Source organism: Chromobacterium aquaticum (assembly GCF_021129195.1).
Taxonomy (GTDB): domain Bacteria; phylum Pseudomonadota; class Gammaproteobacteria; order Burkholderiales; family Chromobacteriaceae; genus Chromobacterium; species Chromobacterium aquaticum.
This window is the reverse complement of record NZ_JAJOHW010000127.1, coordinates 19,550-36,157: the sequence shown is the minus strand read 5'-3', so window position 1 is coordinate 36,157 and position 16,608 is coordinate 19,550. Positions and strand designations below refer to the sequence as shown.

The following is a 16,608-nucleotide window of genomic DNA, read 5'->3' as shown; positions in this document are numbered from 1 at the left end:
GGCACCAGCTTGACCAGCAATTGTTGGCCTAGCCAGGCGAAGCCCGGCCCGGTAGCGGCGTTGAGGTGGAAATCGCCCAGGCGGCGCGCGCGGGCGCTGGCCACGTCCAGCAGCCAGAGCTCCACGCCCTTGGCGCCCCACAGGCTGAAGGCGACGCGGCTTTCGTCGGCGGACCAGGCGCTGTCGGCGATACGGGCGTGGGCGGGCAGGCCTTGCACCGCGCGGCTGCGGCCGTGGTTCAGGTCCAGCAGGCTGAGCGCGTTGCCGAAGTCGAAGCGGCTGGCGGCGCGCATCGCCGGATTGAGGCGCAGGCCGGCCAACTTGAGTTCCGACTGGGCGACATCGGCGATGCCGGGCAGGCCGGGGCGTTGGATCTGCAGCAGGGTTTGGCGCTTGGGCCCCAGGCTTTGCAGTGGCGGGCGCGGCGCGTCCACCAGCGCCTGCAGTTCGGCGGGCGGGGTTTGATAGCCGGCGGCGGCGGGCAGCGCGAGCGCGCCCAAGAGTAGCGGCGCGCCGACAAGCAGCGGAAAACGACGAGGCATGCGGGGCTCCTGGCGGGGCATGAGGGGCAAGCGGAAAAACTTGCCCTAGTCTCGCCGGAGCGTCAAGGCGCGCCGCGCGCGGGCGGCGGCGGCCAAGCGCGGGCTTAGAACGGCGCGGTGGCGCTAAGCAATTCTTTTTGCTGGGGATTGGCCGGCGTTACCGGGTAGTCGAAGAACTGCAGCGTCAGGCCGCCGCCGTCCGCGCTGAAGCGGGCCGGGAAGCCCAGCGGCAGCGTGGTCTTGTCGTGGACATGACCAAAAGGAATGCCAGTCAGTACCGGAAGGCCGGTCAGGCGGCGGATTTCCGCCAGCACCGCGTCCAGGGTGTAGCCGGGATCGTAGATGTCGATCTGGCGGTTCATATTGAAATCGCCGATGAAAATGGCGCGTTGCTTGGCCAGCACGCCGGCCTGATGCAGCTGCTGCAGCATGCGCTCGATGCGATAGGGTTGCTCGGCGACATCCTCCAGGAACAGCAGGCCGCCCTTGATGTCCGGCAGGTAGGGAGTGCCGACCAGGCTGCTGAGCACGCTGAGGTTGCCGCCCCAGAAAATGCCCTCGCCGCTGGCGTTGTGTCGTTGCGGCGTGTCGACGCGCAGCTGGCGGTTGGCGGTGGTGGTGGTGGTCAGGAATTCGTTGAGGGTGAAGGCGCTGGCTTGTTTGGCGCCGAAGTCGCTGACCATGGGGCCGGCGAAGCTGCCCAGCCCGCCCTTGGCCAGCAGGGCCAGCTGGATGGCGGTGAAATCGCTATAGCCTATCAGCTGGCTGCCGGATTCGCGCAGCAGCGGACACAGCCGGCCGTAGTCGATATGCGGCAGCAGGCGGGTTGCGCCGTAGCCGCCGCGGCCGGCCACCAGCAGCTGCGGCGCGCGGCGGCGCGAGATCAGCTGGTTGAGGTCGGCCAGCCTTTGCGCGTCGCTGCCGGCGAAGCGCTGCTCGCGGCGGTCCAGGGCCTGGACGTTTTCCAACTGGTAGCCGGCCTGGCGCAGCCGTTCCACCGCCAGCTGTTTTTGGCGCGCGTCCGGCAGCGGGCCGGAGCAGGCTGTGAAGTAGAGGCTGCTGCCGGCGGCAACGGTCGGAGCGGGAAGGGTTTGATCAACCATGGTGCGACATCCTTGCAAGAGGCCAAGGCCGGCGCTGAGCGCGCCCATCTGGAGTAATTGACGACGAGAATATTGAATGCGGGCAGTCATTGAATCCGGGGCCGGAAAGGCCGGTGCAAACGGGGTTCGACAGCGCGGGGCTGCGTGAGTTGCGCCAGTATACGGCAAACGCGGCGGCGACGCCGAGCGCCGCCGCCGCGGAGGGCTTGGAACGGGTTTTTAGGCGAGCAGATTGGCCAGGCTGGAAGTCGACTGCTGCATGGCGGACAACTCGCTGTTCAACGTGGTGTACTGGTTGAGCAGCGAACTCTTCTCATTGGCCAGCTGGTTGTTGAGCTGGGACTGGAGATTGGTTTCGTCGCTGATCTTGGTGTTGATGTCGCCTTGGTCGGTGGTGATCATGCCATTGGGTCCCAGCAGGTTGTTGATGGCGGTATTGAAGGTGTTGGCGTAGCCATTGTTCTGCGCGTTGCCGAACAGATTGGCGACGGCGCTGGGATTGGCGGTCAGCGCGGTGGTGAAGGCGGTGGAATCCAGTTTCAGCGTGCCGTCCGCCTGTTGGGTGATGCCGACCTGGGCCAGATAGGCGTAAGAACTGGTGGCGTTGACGCCGGGCACCGGCGTGCTGAGCAGGCCGGCCAGCTGTTCTTGCAGGCCGATCACATCGCTATTGTTCTTCATGCTGCCGCCAAGCGCGGAGTTGCTGGAGCTGATCACTTGGTTGTAGGCGCTGACGAAGCTTTGCAGCGTCGAGGTGACGTTGGCGGTGTTCTGGCTCATGTTCAGCGTCGCCTGGCCCAGCTTGTTGAGATTGACGGTGGCGCCGTTGATCACATTGCTCAGGGTGTTGCTGCTGGAGGAGACGTTGACGCCATTGACGGTGAGGTGGGCATCCTGGGCCGCCGCCGACTCGCTGACGGCGGAGCTGCTCTGGCCCAGGCCGGCCAGGGTGTTGCCGGAGGTGGTGCCGCTATCGCTGCCGCCGGCGGTGATGCTGAAGGCGTTGGCGGGGCCGGATTGCGATGAGGCCAGCACCAGCGAGTAGTTGTTGTTGTACTGCACCACCGAGGCGTTGACGCCGATGCCGGCGCTATTGATGCTGTCGGCGATGGAGGACAGCGAGATGGTGGAGCCGTTCTGGCCCAGTTGCACGGTGCTGGTGGTGCCGTTGATGTTGAAACTCAGCGCGCTGGGCGCGCCGGCCAGCGCCGCGTTCTGGTCGGTGATGGCCTGGCCGCCGGAGGTTTGGTCGAACACCAATTGCCGCGGCTGCGCTAACTGGGTGACGTTGAGCGCGTAATTGCCGGCCACGCCGCCGGAGGTGGTGCTGGCGGTGGCGATGGTGTTGTCGGTGGAGGTGACCTGGAACTGCTGCAGGAAACTGCCCGAGGCCATGGCGGTGACCGAGGTCTGCAGGCCGGACAGCGCCGAGCTGATCTGGCCGATGGAACTGAGCTGGGACTGATAGTTGCTGACCCGGTTCTGGCTTTCCGTCAGCGGCTGAGATTCGACCGACATCAGCTGGCTGACGATGCTTTGAACGTCCAGCGGTCCAACGCTGGTGGTAATGGATGCCATGACGACTTCTCCCCGCGCGATCCGCTGCCATGGGCGCGCTGCAATGCTAGAGATTCAAGAATCTTGTTGTCGTAATGCGTCCATCACGGTGCTGCTTCCGGCTGCCAGGCCGGCGCGGGCTGACGCCGCAGCTTCCATTGTAGAAGGCGGCGCGCGGCGCGCGGATGAATACTTATCGACCATTCCAGTCAGGACTTTAGCGCGGCGCGCGAAATCACCGACGGTGTGGTTTCCGTCATAACGCGGGCCGCGGTCATGGGTTGACGCCGCCGCGGCCCAGGCTTTCCTTCGATGCTAGGAGCCGTGCTTGGCCTCGGCGGCATCGCCGGCTTCGCCGCCGTTCTCCGGCGGCGGGCTCTTGGGCGGCAGGAAGAAGGACAGCGGCGCGCCGAGGAAGCGTTTGAACAGCATCGGCACCAGCGGCCACAGCAGGCTGCCGGACAGCTTGCGCGAACGCAGCGCCACCCACAGCGCCAGCGAGAAGCTGACCGCCAGGTTGGTCAGGCCGATCAGCGCCACGCCGGCGCAGCCCAGCAGCACCGTGGCCAGAGGCAGCTGGAAGTCCTGCGCCACGGTTGCGAAGGCCAGGTTGGCGGCGGAGAAGGTGATGTGGCGGATGTCGATGGGCAGGCCGAGGATGAAGCCTATGGTGCCGGTCAGGCCCAGGAACATGCCGAAGTAGAAGTTGCCGGCCAGCGCGCCCAGATTGTGTTCGATATAGCTGCCCAGTTTCCAGGCGCGGTGCTCGCCCAGCAGGCGCTTGAGGCCGGGGTGGGAGGAAATGCGTTCCGGAATGCGGCGGTAGATCGCCTTATTGTCGTAATAGCCGGCGATCAGGCCGGACAGGAACAGGAACACCCCGGCGATGGCGGCGTGCGGCAGCGCCAGGCTGTGGATGGGGTCGATATCGTGCATCAGGCGCTGCGCCTTGGCCACGTCCACCACCGGCGCGCCGAAGGCTGCCTGCCAGGCGAAGGCGATCAGGCCGGCGGTGGGAATGGCCAGCAGCACATTGCCGAGGATGGCGACGAACTGGGTGCGCATCACCTTGACCACCAGATCGGCCAGGTCTTCCAGCTGTTTCTTGTGGCCGTGGTTCTCGTGCAGCACCGCGGCGATGCGCGCGGCGGTCATCGCCGGCTGCTTGGTGGCTATGGTCAGGTGCAGGATCTGCACGATGATGAAGCCCAGCGCGTAGTTGAGACCGAAGGAGATGCCTTCCCACAGCGGCGGCAGGTGGCCGCGGCTGAGCATCAGCTTGATCAATGCCATGAAGCCGACGATCAGGCCGGCGCCCATCGCCGCCTTGGCCATGCCGGTCCATTCCTGGCGGCTCTCGGCGATATAGTGTTCGCCGTGGCGGCCGGCGTGCTCGGTGACTTGCAGCGCCAGCAGTTCCACATTGGACTTGAACAGATCGCGCAGGCTGTATTTGCGGTTTTCCGCGCGCGCGAAGGTGACGATGAGCTGGAACAAATGGGGCTGGGTGGCCGGATCGTGTTCCGGGTCAAGTATCGCCAGCAGCGCGCGGATGCGGGCAATGCTTTGCGCCAGCCGCAGGCCGTGATAGGTGAGGTTGACCGAGATGCCGAAGCGGCGCGCGTTCTTGCGCACCTTGTTGAGTATGTTCTCGCACTGGTCCAGCAGCACCTGCACATGCTTGTCGTCTTCCGCGCGCTCCAGACCCTCGATCAGGTCGCGGCGGTAGCCGTCGACATAGCGCTGCACCTCGGCGTTCAGATTGAGAAACGGCGATTCGAAGCGCTCGATGTCCGGGTTGATGCGCACCAGCTCCGGCTCCAGGCCAATGGCGGTGATCTGGGCGGACAGCACTTGCACCGATTCCAGCAATTGCAGCCGAGTCTGCTGCCAGCCATCGGCGTTGTCGTTCTCCTGCCAGGCCATCGCCCGCCACAAGGCGTGCCAGGTGGCGTCGGGTATCGTCGCCAGCCACACATAATCCTGCTTCCAGCTGAACAGCCGGCTGAAGCGGTCCTGCAGCGAGTCCGCCTTGTAGGGCATGGGCAGGATGCGTTCGCCGACGCGGCGCAGCAAGGTGGAGCCGAAGCCTTCGTTGGCCAGGATGCCGCATTCGGTGTACAGCGGGATCTGCCGGGTTTCGGTCAGCAGCTGCAGCAAGGCCTTGCGCAGGGCCGCGCGGTCGTCGGCGCTGTGCTCCAGCAGATAGGACAGCGCCTGCAGATTGACCACCGCCTGCTGCGGCTTGTCGGCGTCGTCGGGACGCAGGCATTGCAATAGCGCGGACAGCGCGTCCAGCGGGGAAGGGGATTGGCCGATCTGGCGCAGCGCCTGTTCCAGGCTGGGGGAATCAATGTTTTCGCTCATCTAGGTGTGGCTTAGGGTGCAGTGGGTGGTGGGGCGGGATTGGGGCCCATGACCTAATGGTAGGCGCAAGCGGGCGGATTTTCCGGGCGCGGCGCCGGCGGCGCTCGCCCAAGGGCGTCTTGGATAGGCATCGGGGTTTAGAGATGGGGGCGATTGATTCAGTTTCCAGCTTTACTTGTAAAATCGTGCAATTGACACCTTACTGACCAGTAAGTAGAGTGCTTCGCATGACTCAAGGCTCCGATCCCAAGACCGACACCCGCAAGCGCATTCTGGACATCGCCGAGCAGTTGCTGCTCAGCCGTGGCTTCAATGCCTTCAGCTATCAGCACATCAGCAGTGAACTGGGAGTGCGCAACGCCGCCATCCATTATCACTTTCCCAAGAAGAGCGATCTGGGCGTGGCGCTGATCCAGCGCTATCGTCGCCGCTTCCGGCGTTTCATCGAGCAGCAGGCGGAATTGGATCCCGGCGCGCAGCTGGAGGCGTATTTCGGCCTCAGCGACAGCTATTACCGGCAGCATAGGCAGATCTGCCCCAGCGGCATCCTCAGCACCGAGTTCCTGACCCTGCCCGAGGATATGCAGCGGGAAGCGGCCGCCTTCATCGACGAAATGCGGCAATGGGCAGTGGACATCACCAGGCGCGGCGCGGCCAGCGGCCAGATGCGTTACGCCGGCACGCCGGAGGCTATCGGCATGATGCTGTTCTCGGCCTTGCAGGGCGCGCTGCAACTGGCGCGCATAGACGACGGCGCGCTGGACACCATCAAGCGACAGGTGCGCGCGGTGCTGGGCTTGCCCGGACATTGAGTGCGGTAATCACGATAACAAGTAGAGGGGCGCTATATGGAATACAAGAAAAACAGCATGAGCCGCATTGCCGACAAGGTGGGCAAGCTGCCCGCCGGCCTGCGCAGCACGGTGCTCAGCATGATGTTCGGCAAGATCGTGCCGTTTCTGTCCACCGCCGGCCTGCGTTTCGAGGACGTTGGCCATCAGCGGCTGACGGTGTCCATCCGCAACCGCAAGAAGGTGCAGAACCATATCCGCGGCGTGCACGCCGCGGCGATGGCGCTGTTGGCAGAGACTTCGACCGGCTTCGTCGTCGGCATGAATATGCCGGACGATAAGCTGATGTTGCTCAAGTCGATGAAGGTCAACTATGTGCGCCGCTCGCAGGGCGATATGCGCGCGGTGGCCAGCCTGAGCCTGGAGCAGATCCAACTGATGCACGATACGGAAAAGGGCGAGGTGCTGGTGCCGGTGCAGGTCACCGACGAATCCGGCGAGGCGCCGATCGAGTGTGAAATGCTGTGGGCGTGGATTCCCAAGAAGCGCCCGGAACAAGGAGCGGCGGCATGATCAATCTGGAAACGGTGGGCATAGAGCTGAACGATCGGGTGGCGCTGATCCGCTTCAAACGCGCGGACAAGGCCAATGCGCTGAATCGTCAGATGTGGCAGGACTTGCGCGCGGCCTTCGAATGGCTGGACCAGACGCCGGAGGCGCGCGTGGGCGTGCTGGCCGGCGAGGGGCGGCATTTCTGTTCCGGCATCGACCTGGCCATGCTGATGGGCGTGCAGGCGGCGATTGCCGACGACTGCGAGGCGCGCAAGCGCGAGAAGCTGCGCCGGCTGATCCTGGATTTGCAGGATTGCGTCAACAGCCTGGAGCGCTGCGCTAAGCCGGTGATCGTCGCGGTGCACGGCGCCTGCGTCGGCGGCGGCCTGGATATCGCGCTGGCGGCGGATTTCCGCTTCGCCGCCGCGAACGCGGTGTTCTCGGTGCGCGAGATCGATGTCGGCATGGTGGCCGATGTGGGTTCGCTGCAGCGTCTGCCGCGGGTGGTGGGCGAAGGCCTGGCGCGCGAGCTGGCCTTGACCGGCCGCGACGTGGCGGCGGAAGAGGCGCTGGCCATGCGCCTGGTCAACCGGGTGCTGCCGGATGCCGACGCGGTGCTGGCGGCGGCACTGGAGTCGGCGCGGCTGATCGCCGCCAAGTCGCCGCTGGCGATGCGCGGCTGCAAGGAAGTGCTCAATTACAGCCGCGACCATACCGTGGCGGACGGCCTCAACTACGTGGCGGCCTGGAACGCGGCGATGCTGATTTCCGAGGATATCCAGAAGGCCGGCATGGCGATGATGAGTGGCCAGGCGCCGCAGTTCCGCGACTGAGCGCGACAGGGCTGTTTGTCGATGGCGCCCGCGGGCGCCATTTTTGTTGGCGGCGCGCAAAGAAAAAGAGGCGCATGGCGCCTCTTCTGGGTTTTGCTGCGTGCGGAGCTTATTGGGCGGCGCTGGCGGCCGGCGCGGCGGCGGCTTCGCCGCCGACGGTGGACACCACTTCCCACTTGCCGCCCTTGACCTGATACACGGTGACCGCGCCATTCTTGATGTCGCCCTTGTCGTCAAAGGCGATCTTGCCGGTCACGCCGGTGTAGCTGGTCTTGCCCACTTCGGCCAGATAGGTTTTCGGGTCGGTGGACTTGGCGCGCTTCATCGCGTCCACCAGCACCATCACCGCGTCGTACTCGTACGGCGCGTAGATCTGCACCTCGGTGTTGAACTGCTTCTTGAACTTGTCGTTGAAGGCGGCAAAGCCCGGCATCTTGTCGCGCGGCACGCCGCAGCTGGACGCGTACTGACCGTCGGAAGCCTCGCCGGCCAGCTTGATGAACTCCGGCGTTTGCCAGCCGTCGCCGCCCATCAGCTTGGCCTTGAGGCCCAGGCGCTGCATCTGCTTGGCCAGCGGGCCGGCTTGCGCGTCCATGCCGCCGTAGAAGATCAGGTCCGGCTTGGCGGACTTGATCGAGGTCAGGATGGCGTTGAAGTCGGTGGCGGTGTTGGTGGTGAACTCGCGCTTCACCACATCGGCGCCCTTGCCCTTGACCGCGGCTTCGAACTGATCGGCCAGGCCCTGGCCGTAGGCGGTGCGGTCGTCGATGATGGCGATCTTCTTGGCCTTCAGGCCGGTGGCGGCGAACTCGCCTAGCGCGCGGCCTTGTTGCACGTCGTTGGCGATCACGCGGAAGGTGGTCTTGAAGCCCTGCTTGGTGTAGTCCGGGTTGGTGGCGGACGGGGAAATCTGCGGAATCCCGGCGTCGGAGTAGATCTTGGACGCGGGGATGGTGGTACCCGAATTCAGGTGGCCGACCACGCCGGCGACGCCGGCGTCCACCAGGCGCTGCGCAACCTGGGTGCCGATTTTCGGATCGCCCTGGTCGTCTTCCGACACCAGTTCGAACTTGAGTTTCTTGCCGCCGATTTCGACGCCGGCGGCGTTCAGATCGGCGATCGCCAGCTTGGCGCCGTATTCATTGTCCTTGCCCAGATGGGAAATCGGACCGGACATCGGCGATACCTGGCCGATCTTGACGACGGCGCCGTCGCCCGCGGTTTGAGCCGGGGCCGACGCAGCCTGGTTGGCGGCCGGTTGCTCTTGCTTGCCGCAAGCGGCCAGGGTCATGGCGGCAGCGGCAATGACGCTGAGGCGGACATATTTGTTCATGTGATGTATCCCCTGATTCTCTATTCTGTAGACTCTAGTCATCTCTTTGTGGCCAGCGGAAATGTGAAAATGACCGCTGGTTGCGTTTGATTATGGGTAGCTGTTTACGCGAGTGTCAATGTCGAAACCGGGGAGTAGCACAACTATTGTTAAACTTTTCTGCTAATGGTGTGTCTAAAGCGCAAACGCCACCTGGAAAAATGACCAGGTGGCGTTGGTTTTTACTTAGTGCCTTGTATTTAAATGCTAATTTGATTTGTTTTTGTCGGGCGCATGTTTAATTTTCGGCGCCAAGCGCCTTGGCGCGCTGCTGCCTCAGTGGGGCGTTTTCCGCCTGGGCTTCGCACCATCCGGCCAGATTCTGTTTGATCATAGTCGATATCGCGAGAATCCATTGCGGGTTTTCATTCAAACAAGAAATGTAGCGATATTCGCCACCGCCGTGGCTGAGGAAGGTTTCCTTGCCCTCCATCGCGATTTCTTCCAGTGTCTCCAGACAATCGGCGACAAAGCCCGGACAGAGAATGTCCAGCTTGCCGGTCTTATCCTTGCCCAGTTTGCTCAGCACTTCGCTGGTATAGGGTTGCAGCCATTCGGCGCGGCCGAAACGGCTCTGGAAGCATATCTGGTATTCCTGCTCGCTCAGGCCCAGCGCTTCCGCCAATAAGCGTCCCGTTTTCTGGCATTCGCAGTGATAGGGGTCGCCCTTGTCGCGGGTGAAGCGCGGCACGCCGTGAAAACTCATCACCAGCTTGTCGCCGCGGCCGTGGGCCAGCCAATGGGCGCGCACCTGCGCCGCCAGCGCGGCGATATAGCCGGGGTCATCGTGGAAATGGCGGATGGTGCGCAGTTCCGGCATATTGCGCAGCTTCATCAGCGCGCGGAACACCTGGTCCAGCGCGGTGGCGCTGGAGGAGGCCGCGTACTGCGGATACAAGGGCAGCACCAGCAGCCGTTCCACCCCCTGTTCGCGCATGCGCGCGATCACGCTTTCCACCGAGGGCTCGCCGTAGCGCATGGCGAAATCCACCACCAGGTCGCGCAAGCCCATCTCGCCCAACTGGCCCTCGATCAGCGCCGCCTGTTTGCGGGTGTGGGTGTAGAGTGGCGAGCCGTCCTTGTCCCAGATCGCCGCGTATTTCTTGGCGGATTGGGCGGGGCGGGTGTTCAGGATCACGCCATTGAGAATCAGCCACCAGATGGCGCGCGGGATCTCGATCACGCGGCGGTCGGACAGGAATTCCTTCAGATAAGGGCGCAGCGCCTTGGCGGTGGGTGCTTGCGGGGTGCCCAGATTGAGTAGCAGCACGCCGGTCTTGGGCGTGTAGTCGTGGCGAAACGGGGGTTCGGGCTTGAAATCCGCCATGCGGGACCTCTTGGTTGAGGCCGGGCTGCATGACGCCCGGCCGGGTTTGGGGGCGGCTGGCTTGTCTTAGTCTTCGCGGGACGGCGCCAGCACCGCGCGGTTGCCGTTGCTTTCCATCGCCGACACCAGGCCGGCGGATTCCATCTGCTCGATCAGCCGCGCGGCGCGGTTATAGCCTATGCGCAGATGGCGCTGCACCGAGGAGATCGACGCCTTGCGGGTTTTCAGCACGATGGCCACCGCCTCGTCGTACAGAGGATCGGCTTCGCCGCCGGCCTCGCCGTCGCCGCCGGCCGCGACGCCGTCATCGCCGTCGCTCTGGCCGCTGAGAATGCCCTCCACATAGTCCGGCCCGCCGGTGCTCTTCAGGAATTCCACCACGTGATGGACTTCCTCGTCGGCGACGAAGGCGCCGTGCACCCGCACTGGGTAGCCGGTGCCTGGCGGCAGATAGAGCATGTCGCCCTGGCCGAGCAGGGTTTCCGCGCCCATCTGGTCCAGAATGGTGCGGCTGTCTATCTTGCTGGACACCTGGAAGGCGATGCGAGTCGGGATATTGGCCTTGATCAGGCCGGTGATCACGTCCACCGACGGCCGCTGCGTGGCCAGGATCAAATGGATGCCGGCGGCGCGCGCCTTCTGCGCCAGCCGCGCGATCAGTTCTTCTATCTTCTTGCCGGCCACCATCATCAGGTCGGCCAGCTCATCTATCACCACCACGATCAGCGGCAGGGTGTCCAGCGGCTCGGGCATCTCCGGCGTCTGGCTGAACGGATTGGGTATCTTTTCGCCGCCCTTGTCGGCGTCCTTGATCTTCTGGTTGAAGCCGGCCAGATTGCGCACGCCCAGCTTGGACATCAGCTTATAGCGCCGTTCCATCTCCGCCACGCACCAGTTCAGCGCGTTGGCGGCCTGCTTCATATCGGTGACCACTGGCGCCAGCAAGTGGGGGATGCCTTCGTAGATCGACAGCTCCAGCATCTTGGGGTCGACCATGATCAGCCGCACTTCCTTGGGCGTGGACTTGTACAGCAGCGACAAGATCATCGCGTTGATCGCCACCGATTTGCCGGAGCCGGTGGTGCCGGCCACCAGCACATGCGGCATCTTGGCGAGGTCGGCCGACACCGGCTGACCGGCGATGTCCTTGCCCAGCGCCATGGTCAGCCGCGATCCCATGTTCTGGTAGCCGTCGGAGCCGACGATTTCCGACAGCCGCACGATCTGGCGTTTGGGATTGGGCAGCTCCAGGCCCATATAGGTCTTGCCCGGAATGGTTTCCACCACGCGGATGGACACCAGGGACAGCGCGCGCGCCAGGTCCTTCATCAGGTTGACGATCTGCGCGCCCTTGACGCCCACCGCCGGTTCCACTTCATAGCGGGTGATCACCGGGCCGGGATAGGCGGCCACCACCTTGACGTCGACGCCGAAGTCGGCCAGCTTGCGCTCGATCAGGCGCGAGGTGTATTCCACGGTGTCCTGCGACACTGGCTCCTGCTGCTCCTTGGGCGCTTCCAGCAGCGTCAGGCCAGGCAGCGCGCCGTCCTTGGGGTCGGCGAACAAGGATTGCTGCACCGGCTTCTGCGCCTTGGTGGACAGCGGCACGTCCAGCACCGGCGGCTCGATGCGCAGCGGCGTTTTTTCCTCGTTCTTCTTTTTCGCGGTGGTGATCTTTTCCTCGCGCTTCTGCGCGATTTCCTTGCCGATCTCGCGGTCGCGGCGCGCCTGCCATTGCTGCCACAGCTTGAGCGCGCCGTCTTCCAGCGCGCCGCCCAGCCGTTCCATGATGTCCAGCCAGGACAGGCCGGTGAATAGCGAGAAACCGATGGCGGCGAGCACGCTGAGCAAGAGATAGGCGCCGGACAGGCCCAGGCCGCGGGCGATGCCGAGGCCGATGAAATGGCCGAACATGCCGCCGGCGGACAGCGGCAGGTTCAGCGCCTTCTCCGCCAGGATGATGGCTTCTATGCTGGCGCTGGAAAACAGCAGCAGCAGGAAGCCGCCGATGGCGGCGACGGTGATGGGATTGAGCTTGAAGCCCAGGGTTTCCATGCGCTGATAGCCCCAGGCGATGGCTACCAGGCAGAACACCACCAGCCACCAGGCGGACAGGCCGAACACATAGAGCAGCATGTCGGACAGCCAGGCGCCGAAAGCGCCACCGTAATTGCGCACCGTGGGATCGGACGAACTGTGCGACCAAGAGGGATCGAGCGAGGAGTAGCTGGCCAGCACCAAGACCAGGTAGACGGCCAATACGGCCATCAATAGCCACCACGCCTCGCGCAGCAGCGAGGCCAGCTGCGGCGGCAAGGGCGTTTGATTGTTCTTGACTACGGCTTTGCGCTTGAAAAGTCGCATTTTTCTCTTGTTCGGCTATGACTGTCGCTGATTATAGCCTGACACGCCTGCTTTAAGCGTGTCGGAATGTATTCAACTTTGCTGACAAGACTTGATGGCGTTCCCTGTTGAAACGCTTAGCGGGGATACAGCGCGCCGAGCACGCGTTCGCCGGCGGCGCCGGTCACCTCCGGCAGATTGCCGGCCTGGCGGCGCAGAAAGCGCCAGCCCAGCCAGGCGAAGGCGGCGGCCTCGACCTGATGTTCGGGCAGGCCCAGTTCCGCGGTGCCGGTGATGCGCTGTTGCGGCAGCAAGGCGGTCAGGCGGCGCATCAGCGCGCCGTTGCGCGCGCCGCCGCCGCAGACATACACCGCCTGGTTGCTCGGGCAGTGCAGGGTGATGGCCTGGGCGATGCTGAGCGCGCTCAATTCCAGCAGCGTGGCCTGCACATCGACCGCGGGCACATGGCGGCCCAGCAGCTTCTGCTCCAGCCAAGGCAGGTCGAACAGATCGCGGCCGGTGCTCTTGGGCGGCGGCTGCAGGAAGAAGGACTCGGCCAGCAATGTCTGCAGCAGCGAGGCGTCCACCTGGCCCTGGGCGGCCCATTGACCGTCGGCGTCGTAGGGACTGCCCTGATGGTGCAGGCACCAGGCGTCCATCAGCATATTGCCCGGACCGCAGTCGAAGCCGATGACGGGCAAATCCGGGTGTAGCCGGGTCAGATTGCTGATGCCGCCGATGTTCAAGATCACGCGGCCTTGCCGCGGCGCGCCGAATACCGCTTGGTGAAAGGCCGGCACCAGCGGCGCGCCCTGGCCGCCGGCGGCCAGGTCGCGACTGCGGAAGTCGGCGATCACGTCGATGCCGGTCAATTCGGCGAGGCGGGCCATATTGCCGGCCTGCCAGGTGTAGCCGGCGTCCGGCGCGTGGCGTATGGTCTGGCCGTGGCAGGCGACGGCGGCGATGTCCGCCGGCGCGAGCGCTTGCGCGGCCAGCAGGCCGTTGACCGCCTGGGCGTACAGCTCGGCCAGTTCATTGGCCAGCCTGGCGGCGCGGTCCAGCTCGTTGTCGCCGCGGGCTTGCAGCGCCAGCGCCTGTTCGCGCAGCCGCGGCGGATAGGCGAGGAAGTGGTCGGCTTCGACGCTGGGCGCGCCCTGTTCGTCGAAGCGCACCAGCACGGCGTCGACGCCGTCCAGGCTGGTGCCGGACATCAGTCCGATCAAGCGTTCATTCATCAGTCTAGCAGTGCGATATTGGTGGGCAGCTCGCGCAGCAATTGCAGGTGAGCGGTCAACTGCCGGTTGCCGGACTTGAATTCGGCCAGCTGAGTGCTGCTCAGTCCCGGCGTCGGCAGCGCGTTGGTGGCCGGGTCCACCGCCTGGCCGTTGATCCGCACTTCGAAGTGCAGATGCGGGCCGGTGGAGCGGCCGGTGCTGCCGACATAGCCTATCACTTCGCCGGCCTTGACGCTCTTGCCGGCGCGGGCGCCCTTGGCGAACTGGCTCATGTGCGCGTACAGCGTGGTCATTTTCTGATTGTGGCGGATTTCCACCATATTGCCATAGCCATTCTGGCGCTCCACCTTGACCAGGGTGCCGTCGGCCGGCGCGATGATGGGGGTGCCGGAGGCGGCGGCGTAGTCCACGCCGGAATGCAGGCGCAGCGAGCGCAAGATAGGGTGCTTGCGGAAGCCGAAGCCGGAGCTGATGCGGGCATTGGCCACCGGCTGCTGGCTGAAGCCTTGCTTGATCGGCTTGCCCTGCGCGTCGTAGTAGGCGCCGGATTCGCTGTCGTGGGCGAAGTAGAACGCCTGGTGCAGCTTGCCGGCGCGCTTGATTTCCACCGCCAGCAGATTGCCGGCCGCGATGGGCGCGCCGTTGTAGAGCAGGGTTTCGTACACCAGATTGATGCGGTCGCCCTTGCCCAGGGAGTTGATGTTGAACTGGTCGGCGAAGATTTCCGTCAGCTGGGCGCGGATGTCGCGCGGCACCTGGGCCTTGGCCAGCGCGGCGCTGACCGAGCGGGTGATGGGCAGCGAGCGCACCGTCTGCACCGCCTCGGTGGCGATGGGGTCGGCGCTGGCCTGCCATTCGCCGTTGACCTTCTCGATGGCCACCAGCACCTGTTCGCCGTTTTCATCGTCGTTGAGGAAGCGCAGGCCGAACAATTCGCCCAGATCGTTGGTTTGCACCGACACCGTGGCGCCGGTCTTCAGCTTGAGCAAATCCTTGGACAGCGGGCTGGAATGCAGGAAGCGGTTGGCCTCGCTGTCGCGGATGCCCAGGCGGTTCAGCACGCGGGCGATGGTGTCGCCGCGCTGGATCGCCTCGTCGCGCCAGTAACGGGTGGCGCTTTCGCTGAAGGAAAAGGCCGGCAGGCTCAGCTGCTCGGTCACTTCTTTTTGCAAGACTTCCGGCTTGGCGGGCTGGGCGCCGTTCTGGGCCACGGCAAAGGCGGTGGCCATGCCGAACAGCGGCAGCGAAGCGGCTATGCCCAGCAGGCTCAGGTGATTGTTCACCAGCTTGTGGAAGCAGTTTTGCGGGATATGTAGCAGTTTGCGATAATCCATCGTTCACTTAAAAAAGGCTGGCATCGCCAACCTTTGTCGTTCCGTATGTGCGCCAATCACAGGCCTTGCGGCCGCGTCTGGATGTTTGGAGCGCTGACGCGACATAAGTTCCTGTGCAAACTGTAAATTATAGCCGCGATTTCGGATGCTATCGGCCTGATTGCGCCTGGCTGCGATGCCATGGCGTTTTTGCAAGGCTTTGATATTACTTCGATCTCGCCATCCTTGTGTAGCGATAAATGAAATTGACATTGCTGTTGCCGGGTTTGCTCTGGCTGGACGGTCACGACGGCGCCGATGTGTGCAAGGGCTTGGAAATGCCGGCCCTGCAGCGTTTGCTGGGCCAGGGCGCGCGCCTTGAACGGCCGGCGGCCTTGAGCGAAATGCTGGCCGTACCGTGGCGCGGTTCGACCGAGGGCCTGGCGCGCTTGCTGGCGCGGCAGGCCGGCTTGCCGGCGGAGCAGGGGGATTGGCTGCTGGCCGATCCGGTGCATCTGCGCGTGGACCGCGACCGCGCCTTGCTGGCCGATATCGGCGTGATGAGCTTGAGCCAGGCGGAGGCGGATGAATTGGCCGCCACGCTGAACCGCCATTTCGCCGAGGACGGCTGGCGCATCCATCCGCTGGAACCGGCACGCTGGCTGCTGCAGTTGGAGGCCGCCGCGGCCGCCAGCTTCACGCCCTTGCCGGACGCGGTGGGCGAGGACGTCAACGCCCACCTGCCGCGGGGCGAGCGCGGCCTGGACTGGAGCCGGCTGCTGAATGAAGCGCAGATGCTGTTGTACACCCATCCGCTGAACGACGCGCGCGAGGCGCGAGGCGAACTCAGCGTCAACAGCCTGTGGCTATGGGGCGGCGGAGCCGAGCCGGACTGGCGCGCGCCGGCCGAGCAGGTGTTCGCCGACGAGGACTGGCTGGGTCTGATCGCCGCCGAGGCCGGCGCGCCTTGTCTGCCAGCGCCTTACGACTTCGCCGGCTTCATCGACCAGGCCGGCGGCCGCGACAGCCTGCTAGTGCTGGACGCGTTGCAGGCGGCGGCGCAATACCGCGACGCCTGGGGCTGGCGCGACGCGCTGCTGCGGCTGGAGCGCGACTGGTTCGCGCCGCTGTTGCAGGCGCTGCGCCAAGGCCGCATCGACAGCCTGACGCTGCGCGCGCACGGCCCCAGGGGGCTGGAATTGAACATCCGCCGCAATGATCTATGGAAATTCTGGAAGCGGCCGCTGCCGTTGTCCGCCTTGTACTGAGAAAA

At 64.7% G+C, this 16,608-nt stretch carries 12 protein-coding genes and 1 pseudogene; 4 read left to right on the top strand and 9 right to left on the bottom strand.

The window, feature by feature from the left end:
• The 4 genes and pseudogenes from LQT98_RS18655 to LQT98_RS18640 all read right to left on the bottom strand — a co-directional run.
• Positions 1 to 542, bottom strand: a pseudogene (locus LQT98_RS18655) (S9 family peptidase); the annotation flags it as partial.
• Positions 543 to 646: 104 nt separating this feature from the next.
• A complete protein-coding gene (locus LQT98_RS18650) occupies positions 647 to 1,645 on the bottom strand; it encodes an LD-carboxypeptidase (RefSeq protein WP_231464228.1) in 999 nt (332 codons plus the stop codon).
• A 219-nt stretch (positions 1,646 to 1,864) separates the two neighbouring features.
• A complete protein-coding gene (gene fliD / locus LQT98_RS18645; RefSeq protein ID WP_048411014.1) occupies positions 1,865 to 3,223 on the bottom strand; it encodes a flagellar filament capping protein FliD in 1,359 nt (452 codons plus the stop codon).
• 294 nt (positions 3,224 to 3,517) lie between these two features.
• Positions 3,518 to 5,569, bottom strand: coding sequence for a site-specific recombinase (locus LQT98_RS18640; protein ID WP_231464225.1), 2,052 nt, complete (start codon positions 5,567 to 5,569; stop codon positions 3,518 to 3,520).
• A 227-nt stretch (positions 5,570 to 5,796) separates the two neighbouring features.
• On the opposite strand from LQT98_RS18640, the gene LQT98_RS18635 reads away from it, so the two are divergent.
• Genes LQT98_RS18635 through LQT98_RS18625 form a run of 3 tightly spaced genes read left to right on the top strand, consistent with a single transcriptional unit; the run spans position 5,797 to position 7,745 of the window.
• Positions 5,797 to 6,381 (top strand): TetR/AcrR family transcriptional regulator, encoded by a 585-nt coding sequence (locus tag LQT98_RS18635; RefSeq protein ID WP_231464223.1) that lies wholly within the window; start codon positions 5,797 to 5,799, stop codon positions 6,379 to 6,381.
• Positions 6,382 to 6,438: 57 nt separating this feature from the next.
• Positions 6,439 to 6,933, top strand: coding sequence for a DUF4442 domain-containing protein (locus tag LQT98_RS18630; RefSeq protein ID WP_231464221.1), 495 nt, complete (start codon positions 6,439 to 6,441; stop codon positions 6,931 to 6,933).
• Positions 6,930 to 7,745 (top strand): crotonase/enoyl-CoA hydratase family protein, encoded by an 816-nt coding sequence (locus LQT98_RS18625; protein WP_231464218.1) that lies wholly within the window; start codon positions 6,930 to 6,932, stop codon positions 7,743 to 7,745. Before LQT98_RS18630 ends, LQT98_RS18625 begins: the two co-directional genes overlap by 4 nt.
• A 109-nt stretch (positions 7,746 to 7,854) precedes the next feature.
• On the opposite strand, the gene LQT98_RS18620 is transcribed toward LQT98_RS18625, so the two are convergent.
• From LQT98_RS18620 to LQT98_RS18600, 5 genes are all read right to left on the bottom strand, one after another.
• Complete coding sequence (locus LQT98_RS18620) at positions 7,855 to 9,078, bottom strand: branched-chain amino acid ABC transporter substrate-binding protein (protein WP_048411010.1); 1,224 nt, start codon at positions 9,076 to 9,078, stop codon at positions 7,855 to 7,857.
• Positions 9,079 to 9,355: 277 nt separating this feature from the next.
• Positions 9,356 to 10,444 carry a ferrochelatase gene (gene hemH / locus LQT98_RS18615; protein ID WP_231464216.1) on the bottom strand — a complete coding sequence of 363 codons (1,089 nt, stop codon included), beginning with the start codon at positions 10,442 to 10,444 and terminating at the stop codon, positions 9,356 to 9,358.
• A 66-nt stretch (positions 10,445 to 10,510) separates the two neighbouring features.
• A complete protein-coding gene (locus LQT98_RS18610) occupies positions 10,511 to 12,808 on the bottom strand; it encodes a DNA translocase FtsK (protein WP_231464214.1) in 2,298 nt (765 codons plus the stop codon).
• A 116-nt stretch (positions 12,809 to 12,924) separates the two neighbouring features.
• A complete protein-coding gene (locus LQT98_RS18605; protein WP_231464210.1) occupies positions 12,925 to 14,022 on the bottom strand; it encodes an anhydro-N-acetylmuramic acid kinase in 1,098 nt (365 codons plus the stop codon).
• A complete protein-coding gene (locus LQT98_RS18600) occupies positions 14,022 to 15,356 on the bottom strand; it encodes a M23 family metallopeptidase (protein WP_048411006.1) in 1,335 nt (444 codons plus the stop codon). Before LQT98_RS18600 ends, LQT98_RS18605 begins: the two co-directional genes overlap by 1 nt.
• 239 nt (positions 15,357 to 15,595) lie before the next feature.
• On the opposite strand from LQT98_RS18600, the gene LQT98_RS18595 reads away from it, so the two are divergent.
• Complete coding sequence (locus tag LQT98_RS18595; protein ID WP_231464208.1) at positions 15,596 to 16,603, top strand: hypothetical protein; 1,008 nt, start codon at positions 15,596 to 15,598, stop codon at positions 16,601 to 16,603.
• The last annotated feature ends 5 nt before the right edge of the window (positions 16,604 to 16,608 follow it).

Bases quoted from the DNA above. Each gene is read 5' to 3' on its own strand.
- LQT98_RS18605 (WP_231464210.1), bottom strand. From the start codon at position 14,022: ATGAATGAACGCTTGATCGGACTGATGTCCGGCACCAGCCTGGACGGC.
- LQT98_RS18610 (WP_231464214.1), bottom strand. From the start codon at position 12,808: ATGCGACTTTTCAAGCGCAAAGCCGTAGTCAAGAACAATCAAACGCCC.
- LQT98_RS18630 (WP_231464221.1), top strand. From the start codon at position 6,439: ATGAGCCGCATTGCCGACAAGGTGGGCAAGCTGCCCGCCGGCCTGCGC.
- LQT98_RS18635 (WP_231464223.1), top strand. From the start codon at position 5,797: ATGACTCAAGGCTCCGATCCCAAGACCGACACCCGCAAGCGCATTCTG.
- LQT98_RS18620 (WP_048411010.1), bottom strand. From the start codon at position 9,078: ATGAACAAATATGTCCGCCTCAGCGTCATTGCCGCTGCCGCCATGACC.
- LQT98_RS18640 (WP_231464225.1), bottom strand. From the start codon at position 5,569: ATGAGCGAAAACATTGATTCCCCCAGCCTGGAACAGGCGCTGCGCCAG.
- LQT98_RS18650 (WP_231464228.1), bottom strand. From the start codon at position 1,645: ATGGTTGATCAAACCCTTCCCGCTCCGACCGTTGCCGCCGGCAGCAGC.
- fliD (WP_048411014.1), bottom strand. From the start codon at position 3,223: ATGGCATCCATTACCACCAGCGTTGGACCGCTGGACGTTCAAAGCATC.
- LQT98_RS18625 (WP_231464218.1), top strand. From the start codon at position 6,930: ATGATCAATCTGGAAACGGTGGGCATAGAGCTGAACGATCGGGTGGCG.
- LQT98_RS18600 (WP_048411006.1), bottom strand. From the start codon at position 15,356: ATGGATTATCGCAAACTGCTACATATCCCGCAAAACTGCTTCCACAAG.
- LQT98_RS18595 (WP_231464208.1), top strand. From the start codon at position 15,596: ATGAAATTGACATTGCTGTTGCCGGGTTTGCTCTGGCTGGACGGTCAC.
- hemH (WP_231464216.1), bottom strand. From the start codon at position 10,444: ATGGCGGATTTCAAGCCCGAACCCCCGTTTCGCCACGACTACACGCCC.